Source organism: Mycolicibacterium aurum (genome assembly GCF_900637195.1).
Taxonomy (GTDB): Bacteria; Actinomycetota; Actinomycetes; order Mycobacteriales; family Mycobacteriaceae; genus Mycobacterium; species Mycobacterium aurum.
In genome coordinates this window covers 300,127-319,273 of the sequence record NZ_LR134356.1, presented here as the reverse complement: position 1 = coordinate 319,273, position 19,147 = coordinate 300,127, and the positions used below count along the sequence as shown (strand labels likewise).

Annotated in this window: 21 protein-coding genes and 1 pseudogene; 17 read left to right on the top strand and 5 right to left on the bottom strand. The window is 67.3% G+C overall.

What is annotated here, in order from left to right; all coding sequences use genetic code 11:
- Positions 1–47: 47 nt before the first annotated feature.
- Positions 48–644 carry a TetR/AcrR family transcriptional regulator gene (locus tag EL337_RS01510; RefSeq protein ID WP_048632534.1) on the bottom strand — a complete coding sequence of 199 codons (597 nt, stop codon included), beginning with the start codon at positions 642–644 and terminating at the stop codon, positions 48–50.
- A 302-nt stretch (positions 645–946) separates the two neighbouring features.
- Between EL337_RS01510 and EL337_RS01505 the strand changes: the two genes are divergently transcribed.
- The 13 genes and pseudogenes from EL337_RS01505 (at position 947) to EL337_RS01450 (ending at position 10,843) form a co-directional block, all read left to right on the top strand.
- Positions 947–1,708 carry a membrane protein gene (locus tag EL337_RS01505; protein ID WP_048632535.1) on the top strand — a complete coding sequence of 254 codons (762 nt, stop codon included), beginning with the start codon at positions 947–949 and terminating at the stop codon, positions 1,706–1,708.
- A gap of 298 nt (positions 1,709–2,006) precedes the next feature.
- A pseudogene (locus EL337_RS01500) lies at positions 2,007–2,135 on the top strand (NAD-dependent epimerase/dehydratase family protein); the annotation flags it as partial.
- 297 nt (positions 2,136–2,432) lie between these two features.
- Positions 2,433–2,996: an L-lysine exporter gene (lysE, locus tag EL337_RS01495; protein ID WP_109860117.1), complete on the top strand. Its 564-nt coding sequence runs from the start codon at positions 2,433–2,435 to the stop codon at positions 2,994–2,996.
- A 64-nt stretch (positions 2,997–3,060) separates the two neighbouring features.
- Entirely contained in the window at positions 3,061–3,621 is a 561-nt protein-coding gene (locus EL337_RS29145) for a hypothetical protein (RefSeq protein ID WP_264035369.1), read from the top strand.
- Positions 3,622–3,687: 66 nt separating this feature from the next.
- Entirely contained in the window at positions 3,688–3,825 is a 138-nt protein-coding gene (locus tag EL337_RS28665; RefSeq protein ID WP_170216905.1) for a hypothetical protein, read from the top strand.
- Positions 3,822–4,934, top strand: coding sequence for a YeiH family protein (locus EL337_RS01485; RefSeq protein WP_048632537.1), 1,113 nt, complete (start codon positions 3,822–3,824; stop codon positions 4,932–4,934). The genes EL337_RS28665 and EL337_RS01485 overlap by 4 nt, the downstream gene beginning before the upstream one ends.
- Positions 4,935–4,947: 13 nt before the next feature.
- Positions 4,948–5,907, top strand: coding sequence for an ABC transporter substrate-binding protein (locus EL337_RS01480; protein WP_109860109.1), 960 nt, complete (start codon positions 4,948–4,950; stop codon positions 5,905–5,907).
- A 12-nt stretch (positions 5,908–5,919) separates the two neighbouring features.
- Positions 5,920–6,612 (top strand): queuosine precursor transporter, encoded by a 693-nt coding sequence (locus EL337_RS01475; protein ID WP_048632539.1) that lies wholly within the window; start codon positions 5,920–5,922, stop codon positions 6,610–6,612.
- A gap of 105 nt (positions 6,613–6,717) precedes the next feature.
- Positions 6,718–7,398 carry a 5-oxoprolinase subunit B family protein gene (locus tag EL337_RS01470; protein WP_048632540.1) on the top strand — a complete coding sequence of 227 codons (681 nt, stop codon included), beginning with the start codon at positions 6,718–6,720 and terminating at the stop codon, positions 7,396–7,398.
- A complete protein-coding gene (locus EL337_RS01465; protein WP_048632541.1) occupies positions 7,395–8,291 on the top strand; it encodes a 5-oxoprolinase/urea amidolyase family protein in 897 nt (298 codons plus the stop codon). Before EL337_RS01470 ends, EL337_RS01465 begins: the two co-directional genes overlap by 4 nt.
- Before the next feature lie 12 nt (positions 8,292–8,303).
- A complete protein-coding gene (locus EL337_RS01460) occupies positions 8,304–8,867 on the top strand; it encodes a GNAT family N-acetyltransferase (RefSeq protein ID WP_232786802.1) in 564 nt (187 codons plus the stop codon).
- A gap of 120 nt (positions 8,868–8,987) precedes the next feature.
- Positions 8,988–10,130 carry a uroporphyrinogen-III synthase gene (locus EL337_RS01455; protein ID WP_048632543.1) on the top strand — a complete coding sequence of 381 codons (1,143 nt, stop codon included), beginning with the start codon at positions 8,988–8,990 and terminating at the stop codon, positions 10,128–10,130.
- Positions 10,127–10,843: a sirohydrochlorin chelatase gene (locus EL337_RS01450; RefSeq protein ID WP_048632544.1), complete on the top strand. Its 717-nt coding sequence runs from the start codon at positions 10,127–10,129 to the stop codon at positions 10,841–10,843. Before EL337_RS01455 ends, EL337_RS01450 begins: the two co-directional genes overlap by 4 nt.
- Here the strand turns inward: EL337_RS01450 and fdxA are convergent.
- The 3 genes from fdxA to nirB all read right to left on the bottom strand — a co-directional run bounded on the left by fdxA (position 10,823) and on the right by nirB (position 14,217).
- Complete coding sequence (fdxA, locus tag EL337_RS01445) at positions 10,823–11,176, bottom strand: ferredoxin (RefSeq protein WP_048632545.1); 354 nt, start codon at positions 11,174–11,176, stop codon at positions 10,823–10,825. The two genes, EL337_RS01450 and fdxA, sit on opposite strands and share 21 nt — an antisense overlap.
- A gap of 125 nt (positions 11,177–11,301) precedes the next feature.
- On the bottom strand, positions 11,302–11,649 hold the full coding sequence (nirD, locus tag EL337_RS01440) for a nitrite reductase small subunit NirD (RefSeq protein ID WP_048632546.1): 348 nt from the start codon (positions 11,647–11,649) through the stop codon (positions 11,302–11,304).
- 6 nt (positions 11,650–11,655) lie between these two features.
- A complete protein-coding gene (gene nirB / locus EL337_RS01435) occupies positions 11,656–14,217 on the bottom strand; it encodes a nitrite reductase large subunit NirB (protein WP_048632547.1) in 2,562 nt (853 codons plus the stop codon).
- A gap of 417 nt (positions 14,218–14,634) precedes the next feature.
- On the opposite strand from nirB, the gene EL337_RS01430 reads away from it, so the two are divergent.
- Positions 14,635–15,087, top strand: coding sequence for a universal stress protein (locus EL337_RS01430; protein WP_048632548.1), 453 nt, complete (start codon positions 14,635–14,637; stop codon positions 15,085–15,087).
- Here EL337_RS01430 and EL337_RS01425 read toward each other — a convergent pair whose 3' ends face one another.
- Positions 15,088–15,846: an isocitrate lyase/PEP mutase family protein gene (locus tag EL337_RS01425; protein ID WP_048632549.1), complete on the bottom strand. Its 759-nt coding sequence runs from the start codon at positions 15,844–15,846 to the stop codon at positions 15,088–15,090.
- A 108-nt stretch (positions 15,847–15,954) separates the two neighbouring features.
- On the opposite strand from EL337_RS01425, the gene EL337_RS01420 reads away from it, so the two are divergent.
- From EL337_RS01420 to EL337_RS01410, 3 genes are all read left to right on the top strand, one after another.
- Positions 15,955–16,257 carry an Rv0250c family protein gene (locus EL337_RS01420; RefSeq protein ID WP_048632550.1) on the top strand — a complete coding sequence of 101 codons (303 nt, stop codon included), beginning with the start codon at positions 15,955–15,957 and terminating at the stop codon, positions 16,255–16,257.
- Positions 16,258–16,318: 61 nt separating this feature from the next.
- On the top strand, positions 16,319–17,140 hold the full coding sequence (locus tag EL337_RS01415; protein ID WP_048632551.1) for a succinate dehydrogenase subunit SdhC: 822 nt from the start codon (positions 16,319–16,321) through the stop codon (positions 17,138–17,140).
- A 58-nt stretch (positions 17,141–17,198) separates the two neighbouring features.
- Positions 17,199–19,145 (top strand): fumarate reductase/succinate dehydrogenase flavoprotein subunit, encoded by a 1,947-nt coding sequence (locus EL337_RS01410; protein WP_048632552.1) that lies wholly within the window; start codon positions 17,199–17,201, stop codon positions 19,143–19,145.
- Positions 19,146–19,147 lie beyond the last annotated feature (2 nt).

The window sequence follows — 19,147 nt, the reverse complement described above, 5'->3', positions numbered from 1 at the left end:
GTATCCGCCGCGGAGACGACGTTGCGCGGGTACGGCAGCGCCGCTGATCAGCGGTGGTGGTCGATCAGGTCCGCGATAGCTTTCTGCGCCTCGCCCACGGCAAGGGGGAGTGTTGCGAACATCTCGGCTATCATCATCGCCACCGGGGTCGTCCACAGCAGCATGCCCAATGCAGGGGCGTGCTGCTGATCGCCATCGGCGTCCAACCGTCCGTTCAAACCGACCAGTGCAGCGCCGAGACGTTCGATCTGCCGGTTATCGATTCCGACGCGCAACTGCTTGGTCGCGATGAGAATTTCCAATCCGGCCATCGCCTTCGGGTTTGCAAACGCCTCCCACGTTGCCCGCACGAGTTCATCGGTGCTCATCGCTTGCGCGGGATCAGACAACGTCTCCAGGGATTCCACCAGACGGTCCAAGGCATCTTCGATCACCGCAGTCAACAGGCCGTCGCGGTCGCCGAAGTGATGTTGGATGACACCCCAGCTGACGCCGGCGCGTTCGATGATGTGCCGCGCACTCGCAGCGGAAAAGCCTTCTTCCCGAATGCATCGCACCGTCTCGTCGATCAGCAGTTCTCGGGTGCGGTCCCCGCGCTCTTGCCGCCCAGTCGTCGGACGGTCGGGTCGCCTGCGCGGGGTCACCGCTGTGCGCCGCCAAGCTCACGGTGTTGCGTCATCCCTATCACTTTATGACAAGCCCGCTAGATGCCCACGGTGACCTCAGCAGCGGGTTTTCACCTGCAGCGTCAACACCGCGTTGACCCTTGCCACCAAAACATGGCATATGCCATGCTATGGGTGTGTAGCCGGCTTTCCGCTGCGATCCGCATCCTTCTGCGGCGATCACAGACAGGCCGGTGGACATGGCCTTGAGCGACCTCGTTGCTCGCCGGATGCCCACGCGCTCGCTCCACGGGCGATGCCCTTACCTCAACGGAGGTTTCATGACAGACACCGTTCGCCATGACGACAAGCGGGAGTTGTCGGCGCGGCGTGGATTGTCGTCACTGCAGAAGGCACTGTTCGGTGTCCTGGCTCTGTTCTTCGCGATCAACGCGCTGTTCTGGTTCCTCGAATATCGAGTCGGTGTGTCCCACGCCGTTGCCTCGACGACATGCGTCCTCTTCGTCGTGGGGTGTTTCCTCCTCGCGCTGGCGCTGCCATGGCTGCGATTGCCTGGGCGGCGTGACCACACCAAGGCAGAGCGGTTGGGCGCAATGGTCATTGTCTGGGTGTTCATCGCCCTGATCCCCCGGTTCATCTGGGAGCTGCCGTGGCTGCTGTTCTTCGACCAGATCCGGGAAGGCGTAGAGAGTGGATCATTCTGGACCTACATGTGGTCACCGATCTTGCTCGGGGGTGACGCGCGCTATCTCAACGGCGATCCGCTCATCGTCGTGTTGGAGTGGGTCGCTCTCTTTGTCGGATTCTTCGAGGCCTACGCCCTGGTGCAGTTCTTTCGAAATGGTAAGCGGTTCACCAGCACTCAACTCTCTTTGATCATGGCAGGCATGATCGTCGAAGTGACGTTGCCCGCGGTCTATTTCGGAGTGGAGATCGCCAACAATCTCGAAAGTATGTCGAGTCCGGTGGAGATGTGGGTGAAGTTTGTGGTCATCAATGTCCTGTGGTGCACGATGCCGCTCGTCACCTATTTCTGGGGTGTTCGTAGGTTGACTCGTCAGGATCTCACCGTGAAATTCTAGAGATCTACTGCGATTCGATTGTCAAAAAACTATGGCGCGTAACGCGTTCCGGCGTTCCTGGATCGTTGACGCAAGCGCCCAGGGCCGACCCGGGCCAGCCGTGTTCGGTTGCCTGCGCCGCGACGCCCATCCTGGATCGAGTAGTGCTGCCGAACCGAGCTGCTGCGCCAGATACATGCTGCTGCAACGCGCGGATTAACGGAACGTTGGCTCTCTCGGCATACTCGTCAGACATCGCGACAGAGTTGCTGGTCTCAGCTCGCAGCACTGTGTGTCCCACAGGCAAATAGGAGAGAAGATGTCGGGAACGGTACCGATCACCGGCGGATGTGGACTAGTCGGATCGGCGACCGTCCGACGGTTGGCCGAACTCGGCCGCACCGTCGTCGTCACCGACCTCGAAACACCCACGAACCAGACGGCGGCATCCAGTTAGCGCCGATCACTCCGCGCGGGCCCCGCTTGAGCACGCGGCCGTCGTCATGAGGCACCGCGGGGATCGAGGGTCATACGGGAGGTCGGATATGGCGGTGCCGGCGTGCCCAATGGAATGAAGAATCATCGAAGCGTGCATCTCGCCAGCGGCGCTCGCACTCAAGACTCAAGACATTAGGGCAGTTAATCCATCTGAAGAATATTTAGCTGTACTGTCAGCGACCAGATCCATAGCGTCGGTCGGGTGGAGACCACCTACCTCGTCGTGCTCAGCGGCTTCGCCACCACGATGGCGCTCATCGCCGCGATCGGCGCCCAGAACGCGTTCGTCCTGCGGCAGGGGATCCGCGGCGAACACGTGCTTCCGGTCGTCGCCCTGTGCACGGTCTCGGACCTGGTGCTCATCGCCGCCGGCATCGCCGGCTTCGGCGCCCTGATCGCGGCGCATCCCGACATCGTCACCGTCACCACGTACGGCGGCGCCGCATTCCTCATCGGTTACGGCCTACTCGCCGCCCGCCGGGCTTTCAGACCGGGGGCGCTCACCCCGGCCGACGCGGCCCCGGCCCGCCTGACAGCCGTGCTGGCGACCTGCCTGGCCCTGACCTTCCTCAATCCGCACGTCTATCTGGACACCGTCGTCCTGCTCGGCGCGCTGGCCAACGAGCACGAGGACGGCAAGTGGCTGTTCGGGATCGGCGCGGTGACCGCCAGCGCGGTCTGGTTCACCGGCCTGGGGTTCGGCGCCACCCGGCTCCGCCACCTGTTCGAGTCGCCCCGGACCTGGCGCTTCCTCGACGCGGGGATCGCGGCGATGATGATCGGGCTGGGCGTCTCGTTGATCGTCTTCTGACCGAGGCCAGCTGCACTCCGCCGAAAAGTATCGCCATGTAACGCGAGGCATTAGCCTCAGCGATGTGACTGTCGTGCACCTTGTCAAGATCGCCGCGTTCAACGCACTGCTGGGCGGCGCCGCCCTGGCTGCCGCGACCCAGGCCGGTGCTCAGCCGGTCCCCGTCGATCCCGCGCTGCCCCCGGCTCCGCCTGTAGCCGGAGCGCCGGCATGGGCACCAGTTGCGCCTGCAGCCCCGGCACCGCCGGCCGCTCCGGTGTTCACCTACATTCCGGCCGGCGAAGCCGGTGCCGGCGCCCCAGGCGCCCCCGCCGCACCGGCCGGCCCTGTCGCGCCGCCCGCACCGCCGACAACCCAGCCCTACGTCGCCCCGGTGCCGAACGCGAACTTCGGCAACACCGGCCAGCTCGACTTCCTGCGCGACCTGTGGAACATGCGCAACAACCCCGAGTTCATGCAGACCGTCGGACCCGGGCAGATGGACCCGGCCACCTGGGTACCGCCGACTCCCTACGGCGACCCCGCCGCGGCACCTCCGCCCCCCGCGCCCGGCTCGCCGCCGCTTCCGGTGTCGGCGCCGCCCCCGATCTGGCCCCCGGTTCCGGTCCCGGCACCGGCTCCTTAGCCCTCTTCGGTTCTCGCTGATCGCAATCGGCGACGCCGCGCAAGACGCCGCCTACGTTCCGAAGCCATGCCGGATCAGCATGGCTCTCCACAGCCGGACACTCCGCCCCGAACCCTCAACGAGGACTGGCTCGCCGTCATCGTCGGTCTGACCCTGCTCGCCCTCGTCCTGCTGGGCGCCATCCCGGGCAGCGTCGTCCCGTGACCGAACAGGCGTCGGAGACCACCGACCGAACACAACGCGCGGGAATCGGATTCGCCGTCGCCGGCGTCCTCGTCGTCCTCTTGCTGGGCGCTGTGACGCGATTCCTGGAGCAGCAGGTACCCAAGTGGGCCGACGGAACCGCGGTCGAGGGGATCGCCAAGGCGATCGAATTCCCGGTCTACGCAATCGCATTGGGTCTGCTCGGCAACTTCGTACTGTCCAAGCTGGCACTGCGCGACGCGTTCGCCGCGGGGTTCCGTACCGAATTCTTCATCAAGACCGGCCTGGTACTGCTCGGCGCGTCGATCAACCTCAAGCTGCTCGTCACCGCGGCCGGGCCGGCGATCATCCAGGCGTTGCTGCTGATCACCATTGTCTTCGGCTTCACCTGGTGGTTCGGCGGCAAGTTGGGGATCGAGGACAAACTGCGCGCACTGCTGGCGTCCGCCGTGTCGATCTGCGGCGTCAGCGCGGCGATCGCCGCCGCGGGCGCGGTACAGGCCAAGCGTGAACAGCTCGCCTACGCCGCGTCGCTGGTGATCGTGTTCGCTCTGCCGTCGATCTTCCTTCTGCCGTGGCTGGCAGGGCTGTTGGGCCTGCCGGACGCCGTGGCCGGCGCCTGGATCGGCGGCAACATCGATACGACCGCCGCCGTGGCCGCGGCCGGTGCGCTCGCCGGCGAAGACGCGCTGCAGATCGCGACCATCGTGAAGACCACCCAGAACGCGCTGATCGGCGTGGTCGCGATCGCGCTGACCGCCTACTTCGCCCTGAAGGTGGAGCGGCGAAGTGGCGCCGATGCCCGGCCGACGCTAGGGCAGTTCTGGGAGCGCTTCCCGAAGTTCGTGCTCGGCTTCATCGCCGCGTCCATCATCGGCACTCTGTATCTGCAGTGGGGCGGGGACAAAGCGACCATCACCACGGTCAACGACCTGCGCACCTGGTTCCTGATCTTCGCGTTCGTCGCGATCGGCCTGGAGTTCTCACTCAAGGGGCTGCGCGACGCCGGGTGGCGGCCCGTCGCGGTGTTTGCCTCGGCCACCGTCGTGAACATCGTCGTTGCCCTCGGCCTGGCCCTCGTATTGTTCGGCAACTTCGAGGTGAGCTAGCTACAGTCGCGGTGTGCCCCTGACGTGGTCCCGGCGCAGGTTCCTCGGAATGAGCGCCGCCTCGGCGGCGTTGCTGACCGCGTGCGCTACTGACAAGCCCGGCGCCGTCGCCTCCGACGGCTCGGTGACCGTCACCCACGCTTTCGGCGAGACAAAGATCCCCAAGCCGCCCACCCGGGTCGTCAGCGCGGGCCTCACCAGTGCCGACGATCTGCTGGCACTCGGCGTCGTCCCGATCGCGGTGACCGACTGGTTCGGTGCCGAACCCTTCGGCGTATGGCCGTGGGCGCAACCGCGGCTGAACGGCACCCAGCCCGTCGTCCTGACCCTGGCCGACGGCGTCCAGGTCGACCAGATCGCCGCGCTGACACCCGACCTGATCGTCGCCACCGACGCCGGACTCGACCGGGACACTTACGACCGGCTGTCCGCCGTCGCGCCGACGATCGCGCAGACCGCAGGCGACCCGTTCTTCGAGCCGTGGCGCGACCGGGCCGGCGCCATCGGCCAGGCGGTGTTCCGCCACGACGACATGCAGAAACTCATCGCCGACGTCGACGCGAAGTTCACCGGGGTGAAGGACAGCACCCCTCAGTTCGCCGACAAGAAGGCGCTGCTGCTCGCCGGCACCCTGTTCCGCGACAGTGCGCAGATCAACGGGCCGCCGTGGCGCCACGAGTTCCTGACCCAGATGGGGCTCACGGCGATCGAGCCGGGCGACGCCCTGATCCCCCGCGACCGGATGGCCGGCATCCTCGACGACGCCGACGTGGTGATCTGGACCACCGAGAGCGACGAGGAGCAGGCCGCGCTGCTGGCCGACCCCACCATCGCCGGCCTCCGCGCCACCAGGGAAGAGCGCCACGTGTTCACCGGAAAGGAACTCGCCGGAGCCATCGCCTACGCGTCGACGCTGTCCTATCCGGTGCTGGCGGACCGACTGCCGCAGATGCTGAGCAGGGCGCTGTCCTGATCTAATGGGCCGGTGACAGACCAGCTCGACGACCACGACCCGCACGTATCGTTCGCCCGGGTGGGTTCGTCCTACTATCCGGTCCTCGTCGCGGTCTTCACCGCACTGGTGATCATCTCCAACCTCACCGCCACCAAGGGCGTCGAGTTCGGGCCCATCATCACCGACGGCGGCTTCATCGTGTTCCCGCTGACCTACGTGATCGGCGACGTGCTCTCCGAGGTCTACGGCTTCAAGGCGGCCCGACGCGCCATCTTCACCGGCTTCGCGATGAACATCCTTGCCGCCCTTGCCCTCTGGGTCACGATCTATCTACCTGCCGCGGACTTCTACGAGAACCAGGAACACTTCGAGAACATCGCCCACTCCTACACCGGGCTGATCATCGCCGGGCTGGCCGGCTTCATCGTCGGGCAGACCCTGAACGCCTGGTCGTTGGTCCTGATCAAGGAGCGCACCAAGGAGAAGCACCTGTGGGCGCGGCTCGTCGGGTCGACGTTCATCGGCCAGCTCGGTGACACCATCGTGTTCTGCGCGATCGCGGCGAGCGTCATCGGCATCACCTCCTTCGGCGACTTCGTCACGTACACCGCACAGGGCTGGCTGTACAAGACCGCCATCGAAGTCGTCCTGCTGCCGATCACCTACCGCGTGATCGCCTACATCAAACGCCGGGAACCGACGTATCAACCGGTGGGCGTCTGAGCCGCGATCGCATACCTTGAGCCATCGCTAAGGGCGCTCTGGCAAGGCTCAGAGAGGTTCACCCGAGGGGGCGCTTTCAAAGCTACCCGGCGGTAGCTTTGACCGATGAGCGTGACTGCGGATGCGATTGCAAGCGTGCGTACCGAGGGCGCACGCAGGATTCTGGACTACGGCGACCGGGCGCTGCTCCTCGAGTTCGACAGCAGCGCAGAGGTGCTGGCGTGGACTGCGGCCGTGCGTGAAGCAGATCTGCCCGGTGTGGTGGACATCGTTCCGGCGGCCAGAACAATCCTGGTGGCGGTGGCCGAGACGCGGCTGCAGGCGCCGACCCGGCTGCGGCTGGACCGGATGAAGTTGACCGAGAAGGCCGTCGCCGCTTCGGCAGCGCCGGGCGACGGCGCCGCCGATGTCACCCTCGACGTCGTCTACGACGGCGAGGACCTCGAGGAGGTGGCGCGGCTCACCGGGCTCAGTCCCGACGACGTCGTGGCCGCGCACACCGGGACGCTGTGGCGCGTCGGATTCAGCGGCTTCGCACCGGGTTTCGCCTACCTGATCGGCGGCGACGAGCGTCTGGCGGTGCCCCGGCGATCCGAGCCGAGAACCAAGGTGCCCGTCGGTTCCGTGGGGCTCGCCGGCGAGTTCAGCGGCGTCTACCCGAGGGAGTCCCCCGGCGGTTGGCAGCTGATCGGCCGCACCTCCGCGGTGCTGTGGGACATCGACCGGGACGACCCGGCGCTGCTCGCCCCCGGCCTGTGGGTGCAGTTTCGGGCGGTCGAATCATGAGCACCGTCACGCTGGAGGTCCTGCAGACCGGCCCGCTCGCGCTCGTCGAAGACCTCGGCAGGCCCGGCTTGTCCCATATCGGGGTCACCCGCTCGGGAGCTGCCGACCGCCGCGCCCACACACTGGCCAACCGTCTGGTCGCCAACCCGGATGACCGCGCGACCGTGGAGATCACCCTCGGCGGGTTCACCGCGAAGGTGCACGGAGGCAACGGCGAAGGGGTCGCGATCGCGGTGACCGGCGCCGACGCCGATCCCGCCGTCAACGGTATTCCGTTCGGCACCAACAGCATTCACTACGCACACGACGGCGAGGTGATCTCCCTCGGGTCGCCCAGGTCAGGGTTGCGCTCGTATCTCGCGGTGCGCGGCGGCATCGATGTCGAGCCGGTCCTGGGGTCCCGCAGCTACGACGCGATGTCGGCGATCGGGCCGCACCCGCTGCGCCGCGGCGACGTGTTGCCGGTCGGAGCCCACACCGACGACTTCCCCGAGTTGGACCAGGCGCCGGTGGCGGCCATCGTCGACGATGCCCTCGATCTCACCGTGGTGCCCGGACCGCGCGACGACTGGTTCGTCGATCCCGACGTGCTGGTGCGCACCAACTGGCAGGTCACCAATCACAGTGACCGAGTGGGCGTGCGGCTGGTCGGAATGCCGCTGGAATACCGCCACCCCGACCGTCAGCTGCCCAGCGAGGGCGCCACCCTCGGTGCGATCCAGGTTCCGCCGAACGGCTTCCCGGTGATCCTCGGTCCGGACCATCCGGTGACCGGCGGCTACCCGGTGATCGGCGTGGTCACCGACGCCGACATCGACACGATCGCCCAAGCACGCCCGGGGCAGACGGTTCGGTTGCACTGGTCGCGGCCGAGGCGGCCGTTCGAGGGCTGACGGTGCGGCCGGATCGCTGGTAGAACCACAGGTGTGCGTGCACGCCTGGTCCACACCTCCGATCTCGACGACGAGACCCGCGAGGACGCCCGCCGGATGGTCGTCGAGGCCTTCGGCGGGGACTTCTCCGACGACGACTGGGAGCACGCCCTCGGCGGCATGCACGCGCTCATCTGTCAGCGCGGAGACGTGCTCGGGCACGCCGCCGTCGTCCAGCGTCGCCTCCTGTACGACGGCACCGCACTGCGCTGCGGCTACGTCGAAGGTGTCGCCGTCCGGGAGGACCACCGCGGTCAGGGGCTGGGCGGTGTGTTGATGGACGCCGTCGAGCAGGTGGTGCGCGGCGGCTATCACCTGGGTGCGCTGGGATCCAGTGAGCTCGGTGAGCCGCTGTACACCGGCCGGGGCTGGATCCGGTGGCAGGGGCCGACGTCGGTGCTGGCCCCCGGCGGCATCACGCCGACCCCGGAGGACGACGGCGGGGTGTACGTGCTGCCCGGCGCGCTGCCCGCGTCGGTCGTCCTCGACCCTGCCGCCCCGCTGACCTGCGATTGGCGCGACGGCGACGTGTGGTGAGCCGATCTCACAACGGAAGCCCAGGCGCGGTGAACGGAAGTTCATCGCGTGACCGGGCGCGACACAGTCGCGCAACGGTCGCTTAATGACCCCGAAACATGACGTGAATAGACAGTGGGCATGAGTGAGCTGGACTTGGCGCCGCTCACCGGATTCCGGGTTGCGGTCACCTCCGCACGGCGCGCTGACGAATTGAGCGCCCTGCTGCGTCGTCGCGGGGCGACGGTGTGCAGCGCCGCGGCCATCGACATGGTGCCGCTGCCCGATGACGACGAGCTGCGCCAGCGCACCCAGTCGCTGATCGACAGCCCACCGGACATCGTCATCGCCACCACCGGCATCGGCTTCCGCGGGTGGATCGCCGCGGCGGACGGCTGGGGTATGGCCAACGACCTCACTGCGGCGCTGAGCAAGGCCCGCATCGTCTCCCGCGGGCCGAAGGCGACCGGTGCGCTGCGCGCAGGCGGCCTGCCCGAGGAGTGGTCGCCGGAGTCGGAGTCCTCCCGCGAGGTGCTGGAGTACCTCGTCGACGGCGGGATCGCCGGCACCCGGATCGCTGTGCAACTGCACGGCGCCACCGCCGACTGGGATCCCTTCCCCGAGTTCCTCGACGAATTGCGCTCCGCCGGAGCCGAAGTGGTCCCCATCCGGGTGTACCGCTGGCATTCCGCACCACGCAACGGCGACTTCGATCAGCTGGTCGCAGGCATCGCGGAGGAGAAGTTCGACGCGGTCAGCTTCACCTCGGCGCCCGCGGTGGCGTCGGTGCTGCTGCGGGCCAAGGAGATGGGCATCGAGGCCGAGGTGCTGTCGGCGCTGCGCACCAACGTCCACGCGATGTGCGTGGGGCCCGTCACCGCCCGTCCCCTGGTGCGGCTCGGCGTGCCGACGTCGGCGCCGGAACGGATGCGGCTGGGTGCGCTGGCCCGCCACATCACCGATGAGCTTCCGCTGCTGCAGTCCCGCACCGTCCGGGTGGCCGGCCACCTGCTGGAGATTCGCGGCACGTGCGTGCTGGTCGACGGCGCCGTGAAGGCGATGTCGCCCGCGGCGATGGCCACCATTCGCGCCCTCGCCCTGCATCCGGGCGCCGTCGTCTCCCGAACCGATCTGCTGCGCGCGCTGCCGGGCAGCGGTACCGACACCCATGCCGTCGAGACGGCGGTGCTACGGCTGCGGACCGCGCTCGGCGACAAGAAGATGGTGGCCACCGTGGTCAAGCGGGGTTACCGGTTGCCCGTCGACGACGCATCCGCCTCGTGAGCCTGCTCCTGGTCGCGCACGGCACCCGCAAGCAACGCGGGGTGTCGCTGATCGGCGATCTCGCCGCGCAGGTGTCGTCGGTGCTGGACCGTCCGGTACGCGTCGCATTCGTCGACGTCCTCGGCCCGACACCCGCCGAACTGCTCGGCGCGACCCCGGACCGGGCCACCGTGCTGGTGCCGGCATTCCTGGCTCGCGGCTATCACGTCACCCACGACATTCCCGCGCATGTGGCGGCCAGCGGGCATTCCGATGTCACCGTCACCCGCGCGTTGGGTCCCGATCCGCAGCTGGTGCGGGTGCTCGTCGACCGATTGATCGAATCCGGTTGGCGGCCCGATGATTCGGTGATCCTCGCCGCGGCAGGAACATCCGACCCCGAGGCGATGCGTGACCTGCACACGACGGCGACGTGGCTGTCGGCCACCCTCGGGTCTCGCGTGGAACTGGCGTTCGCCGCCACCGGCGAGCCCCGGGTGGCCGATGCCGTCGCCGCGCTGCGCGGACGGGGCGCACGCGTGGTGGTGGCGTCATACCTGCTGTCCGAAGGCCTCTTCCAGGACCGCTTGCGTGACAGCGGCGCGGACCTGGTGACCGCACCGCTGGGCACCCACCCCGGTGTCACCCGGTTGATCGCCAGCCGGTTTCAGCGCGCGTGTGCACGGTTGGCGCCGTGGCAGCCGCTGGCGGAGTCAGGGATGCGGCGTCACTGACGGTGGCAGCGCGGCCACCAGCGGGGTGTCCGCGCCGACCCGGCCCAGCTGGAGCGCACCACCCGGGTCACCGAGCGGGGTGTCGCGGCCAGGCAGCGTCAGCTCGAAGAAATCGGCGTTGTCCTGCAGGAACGCCAACTCCTCGTCCGGCAGGTCGGTCTCGTAATAGATGGCGTCCACCCGGCATGCGATGCGGCAGGCTCCGCAGTCCACGCACTCGTTGGGGTTGATGTACATCGCGCGATCGCCCTCGTAGATGCAGTCGGCCGGGCATTCCTGCACACAGGACTTGTCGACGATGTCCACACACGCGGAACCGATCACGTAGGTCATACCGTCGACGGTAGAAAGCTTTCCCCCGCCAGACAGGGGCCGAAAGTCCCTAATCTGTCCGCCGAACTGAGGTTCCCGGTTGTGAATGTCACCGTCAGCACAGCCGGGAATCCCAGTTCGGCGAATCAGGAGCCGACCTGGACGTCGCCGCCGGGGGTGATCCGGGTGGCGTACACCGGCAGGGAGTGCGCGGGGTCGTCCAGGCAGCTGCCGTCGTCGAGGGCGAACGCCTGTTTCTTGATCGGCGACTGCACGGTCACCCGGCCGGCCCGGTCGCCGACGATGCCCCGCGACATCACCGCCGCCCCGGAAAACGGGTCGACGTTGCCGACGGCATGCACAGTTCCGTCGTCGAGGCGGAACAGTGCGGCTTGGGCGCCGTCGGGCAGCAGCACCCCCACCCCGCGATTGGGGATCAGGAAGTCATAGGGGCAGGCCGTCGTCCAGACCTGGGTGTCGTTGAGCACCGTCATTGCGGGCTACCTTCCTACCTTCGGCATGCCGATCGCGACCGGCGTCGCGGGGACCTTGCGACCGCCGTTCTCGGTGAACGTGACGGTCGGATCGGGGACATCGGGTGCGTTGACGAACGAGACGAACCGCGACAGCTTGTCGGGGTCGTCCAGCACGCCCTTCCACTCGCAGGCGTAGCCGTCGACGTGGCGTTCGACCGCTGCCTCGAACTCCTCGGCCAGCCCCAGCGAGTCCTCACAGATCACCTCGCGCAGATGCTCGACGCCCCGCTCCTCCACCCACGGCGCGGTGCGCTGGAGCCGATCGGCGGTGCGGATGTAGAACATCAGGAAGCGGTCGATGTAGCGCACCAACGTCTCGTCGTCCAGATCGCCGGCGAGCAGTTCAGCGTGCCGCGGCGTCATCCCGCCGTTGCCGCCGATGTAGAGGTTCCACCCCGTTTCGGTCGCGATGACGCCGACGTCCTTGCCGCGGGCCTCGGCGCATTCGCGGGCACACCCGGAGACCCCCATCTTGATCTTGTGCGGGGAGCGCAGTCCGCGGTAGCGCAGTTCGAGGTTGATGGCCATCTGCACCGAATCCTGCTGGCCGTAGCGGCACCAGTCGCTGCCCACACAGCTCTTGACCGTGCGCAACGACTTTCCGTAGGCCTGACCGGATTCCATGCCGCCCTCGACCAGGCGGCGCCAGATCTCAGGCAGCTGATCAACTCTGGCGCCGAACATGTCGATGCGCTGTCCGCCGGTGATCTTGGTGTACAGCCCGAAATCTCGGGCGATCTCCCCGATCAGGATCAGATGTTCGGGGGTGATGTCGCCGCCGGGAACCCGCGGCACCACCGAGTAGCTACCGTTGCGCTGGATGTTGGCCAGGAAGTGGTCGTTGGAGTCCTGCAGCGAGGCCTGCTCACCGTCGAGGATGTGCTCGGAGCTCGTCGAGGCCAGGATCGAGGCGACCACGGGTTTGCAGATATCACAACCTCTTCCGCTGCCGAACCGCTCGATGAGACCCGAGAAGGTGCGGATCGACGTGGCGCCGACAATCTCGAACAGTTCAGCCCGCGAGTGAGAGAAGTGCTCGCACAGGGCCTTTGACTGCTCGACGCCTTCGGCCTCGAGGAGCTGCTTGAGCAGCGGTACACACGAGCCGCACGACGTACCCGCCTTGGTGCAGCTCTTCAAGGCGGGTACGTCCGCGCAGCCGCAGGCGATCGCGTCGGTGAGATCACCCTTGGTGACGTTGTTGCACGAGCAGATCTGGGCCGCGGCGGGCAGGGCTCCGACGCCCAGTTGTGCTGCGCTGGAACCTGCTCCGGACGGCGCGATCATCGCCATCGGGTCACCCGGCAGCATCTCGCCGACCATCGGCCGCAGCAGGCCGTACGCCGACGCGTCGCCGACCAGGATGCCGCCGAGCAGCGTCTTCGCGTCGTCGGAGAGCACGAGCTTGGCGTACGTCTGGTTGACCGCGTCGTTGAGCACAACCTCCAGGCAGTCCGCAGTGGTGCCCATCGCGTCGCCGAAGCTGGCCACGTCGACGCCGAGCAACTTCAGCTTGGTCGACATGTCGGCTTCGGGGAACTCGGCCGCACCGCCCACCAGGCGGTCCGCCACCACCTCGGCACTGGTGTACCCGGGCCCCACCAGGCCGTAGCAGCGTCCCTCGATGGCAGCGACCTCACCGATCGCATAGATGCTGGGATCGCTTGTCACACAGGACAGATCGGTGAGTACCCCGCCCCGCTCAGCAATCGTGAGTCCGGCGTCGCGGGCCAGCTCGTCGCGCGGGCGGACACCCGCGGCGAACACGACGACGCCGGCATCGATGCACGTGCCGTCGCTCAGCGTCACCCGCATCGAGTTGTCCTCCGCGGACCGCTTCAGGGGCCGGTTGCGTTGCGCCGGTGCGATCGATTCGGTGCCGACATCGGTGTGCACCGTGATGCCCAGCTCGCCGATCATCCGGCCCAGCAGGGTGCCGCCCGCCTCGTCGAGCTGCTGCGCCATCAGCCGCGGGGACCTCTCCACGACATGCGCAGTCAAACCGAATCCACGCAGCGCGTTGGCTGCTTCCAAGCCCAGGAGGCCGCCGCCGATGACGACACCGACCGCCGCGCGGCCCTTCTCGCGGGCACCGAGGGCATCGGCGCGGATCGCGTCGAGGTCATCGAGGGTTCGGTAGACGTGGCAGGACGGCAGGTCGCGCCCTGGCACCGGCGGCACGAAGGCCGACGACCCCGTCGCCAGCACCAACGCGTCGTATTCGATCACCGCGCCGTCGTCGGTGGTCACCGACTTGGCCGCCCGGTCTATCGCGACTACCCGGCACCCGAGCCGGACGTCCACCAGATCGTCACCGAGGTAGTCGTTGCCGGGCAGCGCAAGACGGGATCGGTCCCAGTGGTCGGTGTATCCGGTGAGTCCCACGCGGTCGTAGGCCGCGTCGCGTTCTTCGGCCAGCACGGTGACGCGCCACCGGCCGTCGCCGTCTCGGGAACGCAGGGCTTCGACGAAGCGGTGACCGACCATGCCGTGGCCGACGACCACGACGTGCGAAATTGACGCCATGCGATCACCGTAGGAACGCCATATTGCTGTTGTGTCGCCCCGTGTGAAGGACCCATCACGGTGTGCTCACCAGCCCCGAGGGCCACGTGTGAGCCTGTTCGCCGACACGAGTCGCAACGCGTGACCCGCTGCACCCAGGCCGCCTCGCCGGGGGCCTGGGGGTTACCAGACCCCGATTGGCTATTGCACCACGCAACGAGTCCTGATCTGGCCAAGGGCGAGCATCCGCTGTCGGCATGCGGGGCGGCGTGTGGGTGCACCGCCTGTGTCACGAGCGCGGCAGTTGTGGAGCGCTCGCGAAGCACAGCGGAGGCAACCGGGTGGAGTTCGGATAGATCGCGGCTTCTCCGGGTATGCCAAAGCTGTTCAGTGAACAGTTGTACGCCGGGAACCAGCCGCCAACCGATCGGAGCAGACATGGCCGACTACACCACGATCGTCGTAGGAACCGACGGTTCGGACACCTCGATGCGGGCGGTGGACAAAGCGGCGGCCCTTGCCGCCGACTCCGGCGCACGGCTGATCGTCGCCTCCGCGTACACCAGCCAGCGGCGCGATCCCGCTGCGCCCGATCCGGATCAACCGGGAGGCGAGGGCTACCGCACCGTCGGCGACGCCCCCGCATACGACCTGCTGCACGACGCGGCGGCCCGGGCCAGACAGGCCGGTGCGCGCGACGTCGTCGAACGCGCAGTCGAGGGTGTCCCGGCGGACGCGCTCGTCGCCCTCGCCGAGGAGGTCGAGGCCGATCTCCTGGTTGTCGGCAGCGTCGGGATGAACTCGATGGTGGGCCGGCTGGTGGGGTCGGTGCCCCGCCTCGTCAAGCGCCACGCCACCACCGAGGTTCTGGTCGTCGACACCACGGACTGATCACGCCCAGCGGGCCAGAATCTCCTTCGATCGCTCGGCCAGCGCTGCCTGCCAGAACGGTCCGAAGCTGATCCGCGCCACCCCGAGCGGCCCGTAGGAGGCCGGGTCGGCCTTGTCGGGCGGCGCAATCGCGTTGACCGGCAGCGGGAGTTCCGAGGTCAACCGGCGCATGACCTCCGGCGGATGGACGCCGACCGGGTAGAGCACGTCGGCGCCCGCGTCGGCCGCCAGCGTGAGCCGCGCGATCGCGCGGTCCACCCGATCGGATTCGTCGCCGTCCTGGCGAAGGAACAGATCCGTGCGCGCGTTGACGACCACCCGCACCCCTGCCGCGTCGGCCGCCGCACGCAACGCACCGACCAGCTCGGCGTGCTCCTCCGCCGACCGCAGCCGGCCGCCCTCGCTGTGCACGGTGTCCTCGATGTTCAACCCGACCGCCCCCACCGACAGCAGACCCTCGATCAGCCGCGCGGGGTCCTCGGCATATCCGGATTCGATGTCGACCGACAGCGGCACGTCCACCGCAGCGGTGATCTGGGCGACGCGGGTGAGCAGGTCGTCGAACGACATGCCCTCGTTGTCGGCCTTCCCGACCGAGTCGGCCACCGGGTGACTGCCCACGGTCAGCGCCTCGAACCCGGCGTCCACGGCCAGATTCGCCGACCACGCGTCCCACACCGTCGGCAGGATCACCGGGTTGCCGGGTTGGTGCAGCGCCAGCAGCGCGTCCGCGCGAGCCTTCAGTTCGTCGTCAGCCATGGACTTCCCTGCTCCTTAAAGTGATTTGTCTCACGCCTTGCTGGGGTGATTTAGCTACCATCGGTTGCGTACTGTGATCCATGACACCCTTCAGCCCAAGGAGGTCGCTTGTCCAGCACCAGCACCACCGAACTCGCCCAGCTTCACGATCTGATCGGAAGCCTCCGGCGATGCGTGACATCGCTGGCGTCGCGATACGGGGACAGCCCTGCCACCCGCCGCATCGTCAACGACGCCGAACGCATTCTCAACGATATCGATCGTCTCGACATCGATGCGGAGGAGCTGGAACTGGCCCGCGGCGTCAGCCGGCACCATCACGTCGCCGAGAGGATCGCGATTCCGGACACCCAGTACGACACCGATTTCTGGCGCGGTGTCGACGACGAGGGTCTCGGCGGCACCCGCTGAGTGTCTGTGCCGCCAGCGGCGGTACACGCTCGGGGGGACATAACTTCATCGAAAGGTAAATGTGAGCGCACCCACCGCCGACCGCAAAGCGACCGGCGTCTTCTCGGCTGGCCGTGCCCAGATATCGCAGCGCACGCTTCGCACTGATAACTGGCTGAAGTCGCCGATCGTCACGGATCTCGGTTTCGCCGCGTTCATCATCTACGCGACGGTGCGGGCGTTCATGCAGAACAACTACTACGTCGCCGAGTACGGCTACCTCACGCCGTTCTACTCGCCGTGCGTGAGCACCGGATGTGTGCCGGAGGCAAGCCACTTCGGCCAGTTCCTGCCCGACGTGTGGTGGCTGCCCTACGCCGCACTGTCGCTGCCGTTCCTCCTGCTGTTCCGGCTGACCTGCTACTACTACCGCGGCGCCTACTACCGCTCGGTCTGGCAGTCGCCGACCGCCTGCGCGGTGGCCGAACCGCACAAGACCTACACCGGCGAGACCAAGTTCCCGCTGATCATCCAGAACACGCACCGGTACTTCTTCTACATCGCGGCCATCATCTCGGTGATCAACACCTACGACGCGATCATCGCGTTCCATAAGCCCGACGGCGGGTTCGGCTTCGGTTTGGGCAACCTCATTCTCGTCATCAACGTCATCCTGCTGTGGACGTACACGATCTCCTGCCACTCCTGCCGCCACGTCGCGGGTGGGCGTCTGAAGCACTTCTCCAAGCATCCCGTCCGGTACTGGATGTGGACCCAGATCAGCAAGCTCAACGTCCGGCACAAGCAGTACGCCTGGATCACGCTGGGCACGCTGATGCTGACCGACTTCTACGTGATGCTCGTCGCCAGCGGAACCATTTCCGACTTGCGGTTCATCGGCTGAAGCACCATGGCCGACAAGATCATTCGTAACTGACTATCGATAAGACGAGCGAGGATTGATGGCTTCGGAGGAAGCTCAGATAGAGCGGCACGAGTACGACGTCGTCGTGATCGGCGCCGGCGGGGCCGGGCTGCGCGCGGTGATCGAGGCGCGGGAGCGCGGTCTGCGCGTCGCCGTGGTGACCAAGTCACTGTTCGGCAAGGCCCACACCGTGATGGCCGAGGGCGGCTGCGCGGCCGCCATGCGCAACGTCAACACCAAGGACTCGTGGCAGGTGCACTTCGGTGACACCATGCGCGGCGGCAAGTTCCTGAACAACTGGCGGATGGCCGAGCTTCACGCTCAAGAGGCCCCCGACCGGGTGTGGGAGCTGGAGACCTACGGGGCGCTGTTCGACCGCACCAAGGACGGCCGCATCAGCCAGCGCAACTTCGGTGGGCACACCTATCCGCGGCTGGCGCACGTCGGCGACCGCACCGGCCTGGAGATCATCCGCACGCTGCAGCAGAAGATCGTGTCGCTGCAGCAGGAGGACAAGAGGGAGCTGGGCGACTACGACGCCCGCATCCGGGTGTTCCACGAATGCTCGATCACGGATCTCATCCTGGACGAGGGAGCCGACGGCACCAAGCGCGTCGCGGGAGCCTTCGGTTACTACCGGGAGACCGGCAAGTTCGTGCTGTTCGAGGCACCGGCAGTCGTGCTCGCCACCGGCGGTATCGGCAAGTCCTTCAAGGTCTCGTCGAATTCGTGGGAGTACACCGGCGACGGCCACGCGCTGGCGCTGCGTGCCGGTTCGGGCCTGATCAACATGGAGTTCATCCAGTTCCACCCGACCGGCATGGTCTGGCCGCTCTCGGTCAAGGGCATCCTCGTCACCGAGGGTGTGCGCGGCGACGGTGGAGTGCTGAAGAACTCCGAGGGCAAGCGGTTCATGTTCGACTACATCCCCGACGTCTTCAAGGGGCAGTACGCCGAGACCGAGGAAGAAGCCGACCAGTGGCTCAAGGACAACGACTCCGCGCGCCGCACCCCTGATCTGCTCCCCCGCGACGAGGTGGCCCGCGCCATCAACGAAGAGGTGAAGGCCGGCCGCGGCACCCCGCATGGCGGCGTCTACCTCGACATCGCGTCGCGCATGCCGGCCGAGGAGATCAAGCGCCGGCTGCCGTCGATGTACCACCAGTTCATCGAGCTGGCCGAGGTCGACATCACCAAGGACGAGATGGAGGTCGGCCCCACCTGTCATTACGTGATGGGCGGCATCGAGGTCGATCCCGACAGTGGCGGCGCCGCCACCCCGGGTCTGTTCGCCGCGGGCGAGTGCTCTGGCGGCATGCACGGCAGCAACCGGCTCGGCGGCAACTCGCTGTCGGACCTCCTGGTGTTCGGCCGACGCGCCGGGCTCGGCGCGTCGGAGTACGTGCGGGCGCTGTCGGATCGGCCGAAAGTCACCGACGACCACCTCACGGCGGCCACGGAGCTGGCGCTGATTCCGTTCGAGCCGAAAGAGAATCCGGAGAACCCGTACACGCTGCACGCCGAACTGCAGCAGGCGATGAACGACCTCGCCGGCATCATCCGCAAGGAAGAGGAGCTCCGTGAGGTCCTCGACAAGATCGACGAGCTCAAGCAGCGCTACCTGAACGTCACCGTCGAGGGCGGGCGCATCTTCAACCCGGGCTGGCACCTGGCCATCGACATGCGCAACATGCTGCTGGTCAGCGAGTGTGTGGCCAAGGCGGCGCTGCAGCGCACCGAGAGCCGCGGCGGTCACACCCGCGACGACTACCCGAAGATGGACGCCCAGTGGCGCAACACCCTGCTGGTGTGCCGCACCGTCAACGACGGCGCCGGTACCGAGGCCATCGCGCCGGAGGTGACGGTCACCCCTGAGCAACAGCCGGTGATGCGGCCCGACCTGCTGGCCACATTCGAGTTGTCCGAGCTCGAGAAGTACTACACCGACGACCAATTGGCCGAGCACCCGGACCGGAAGGGCTGAAC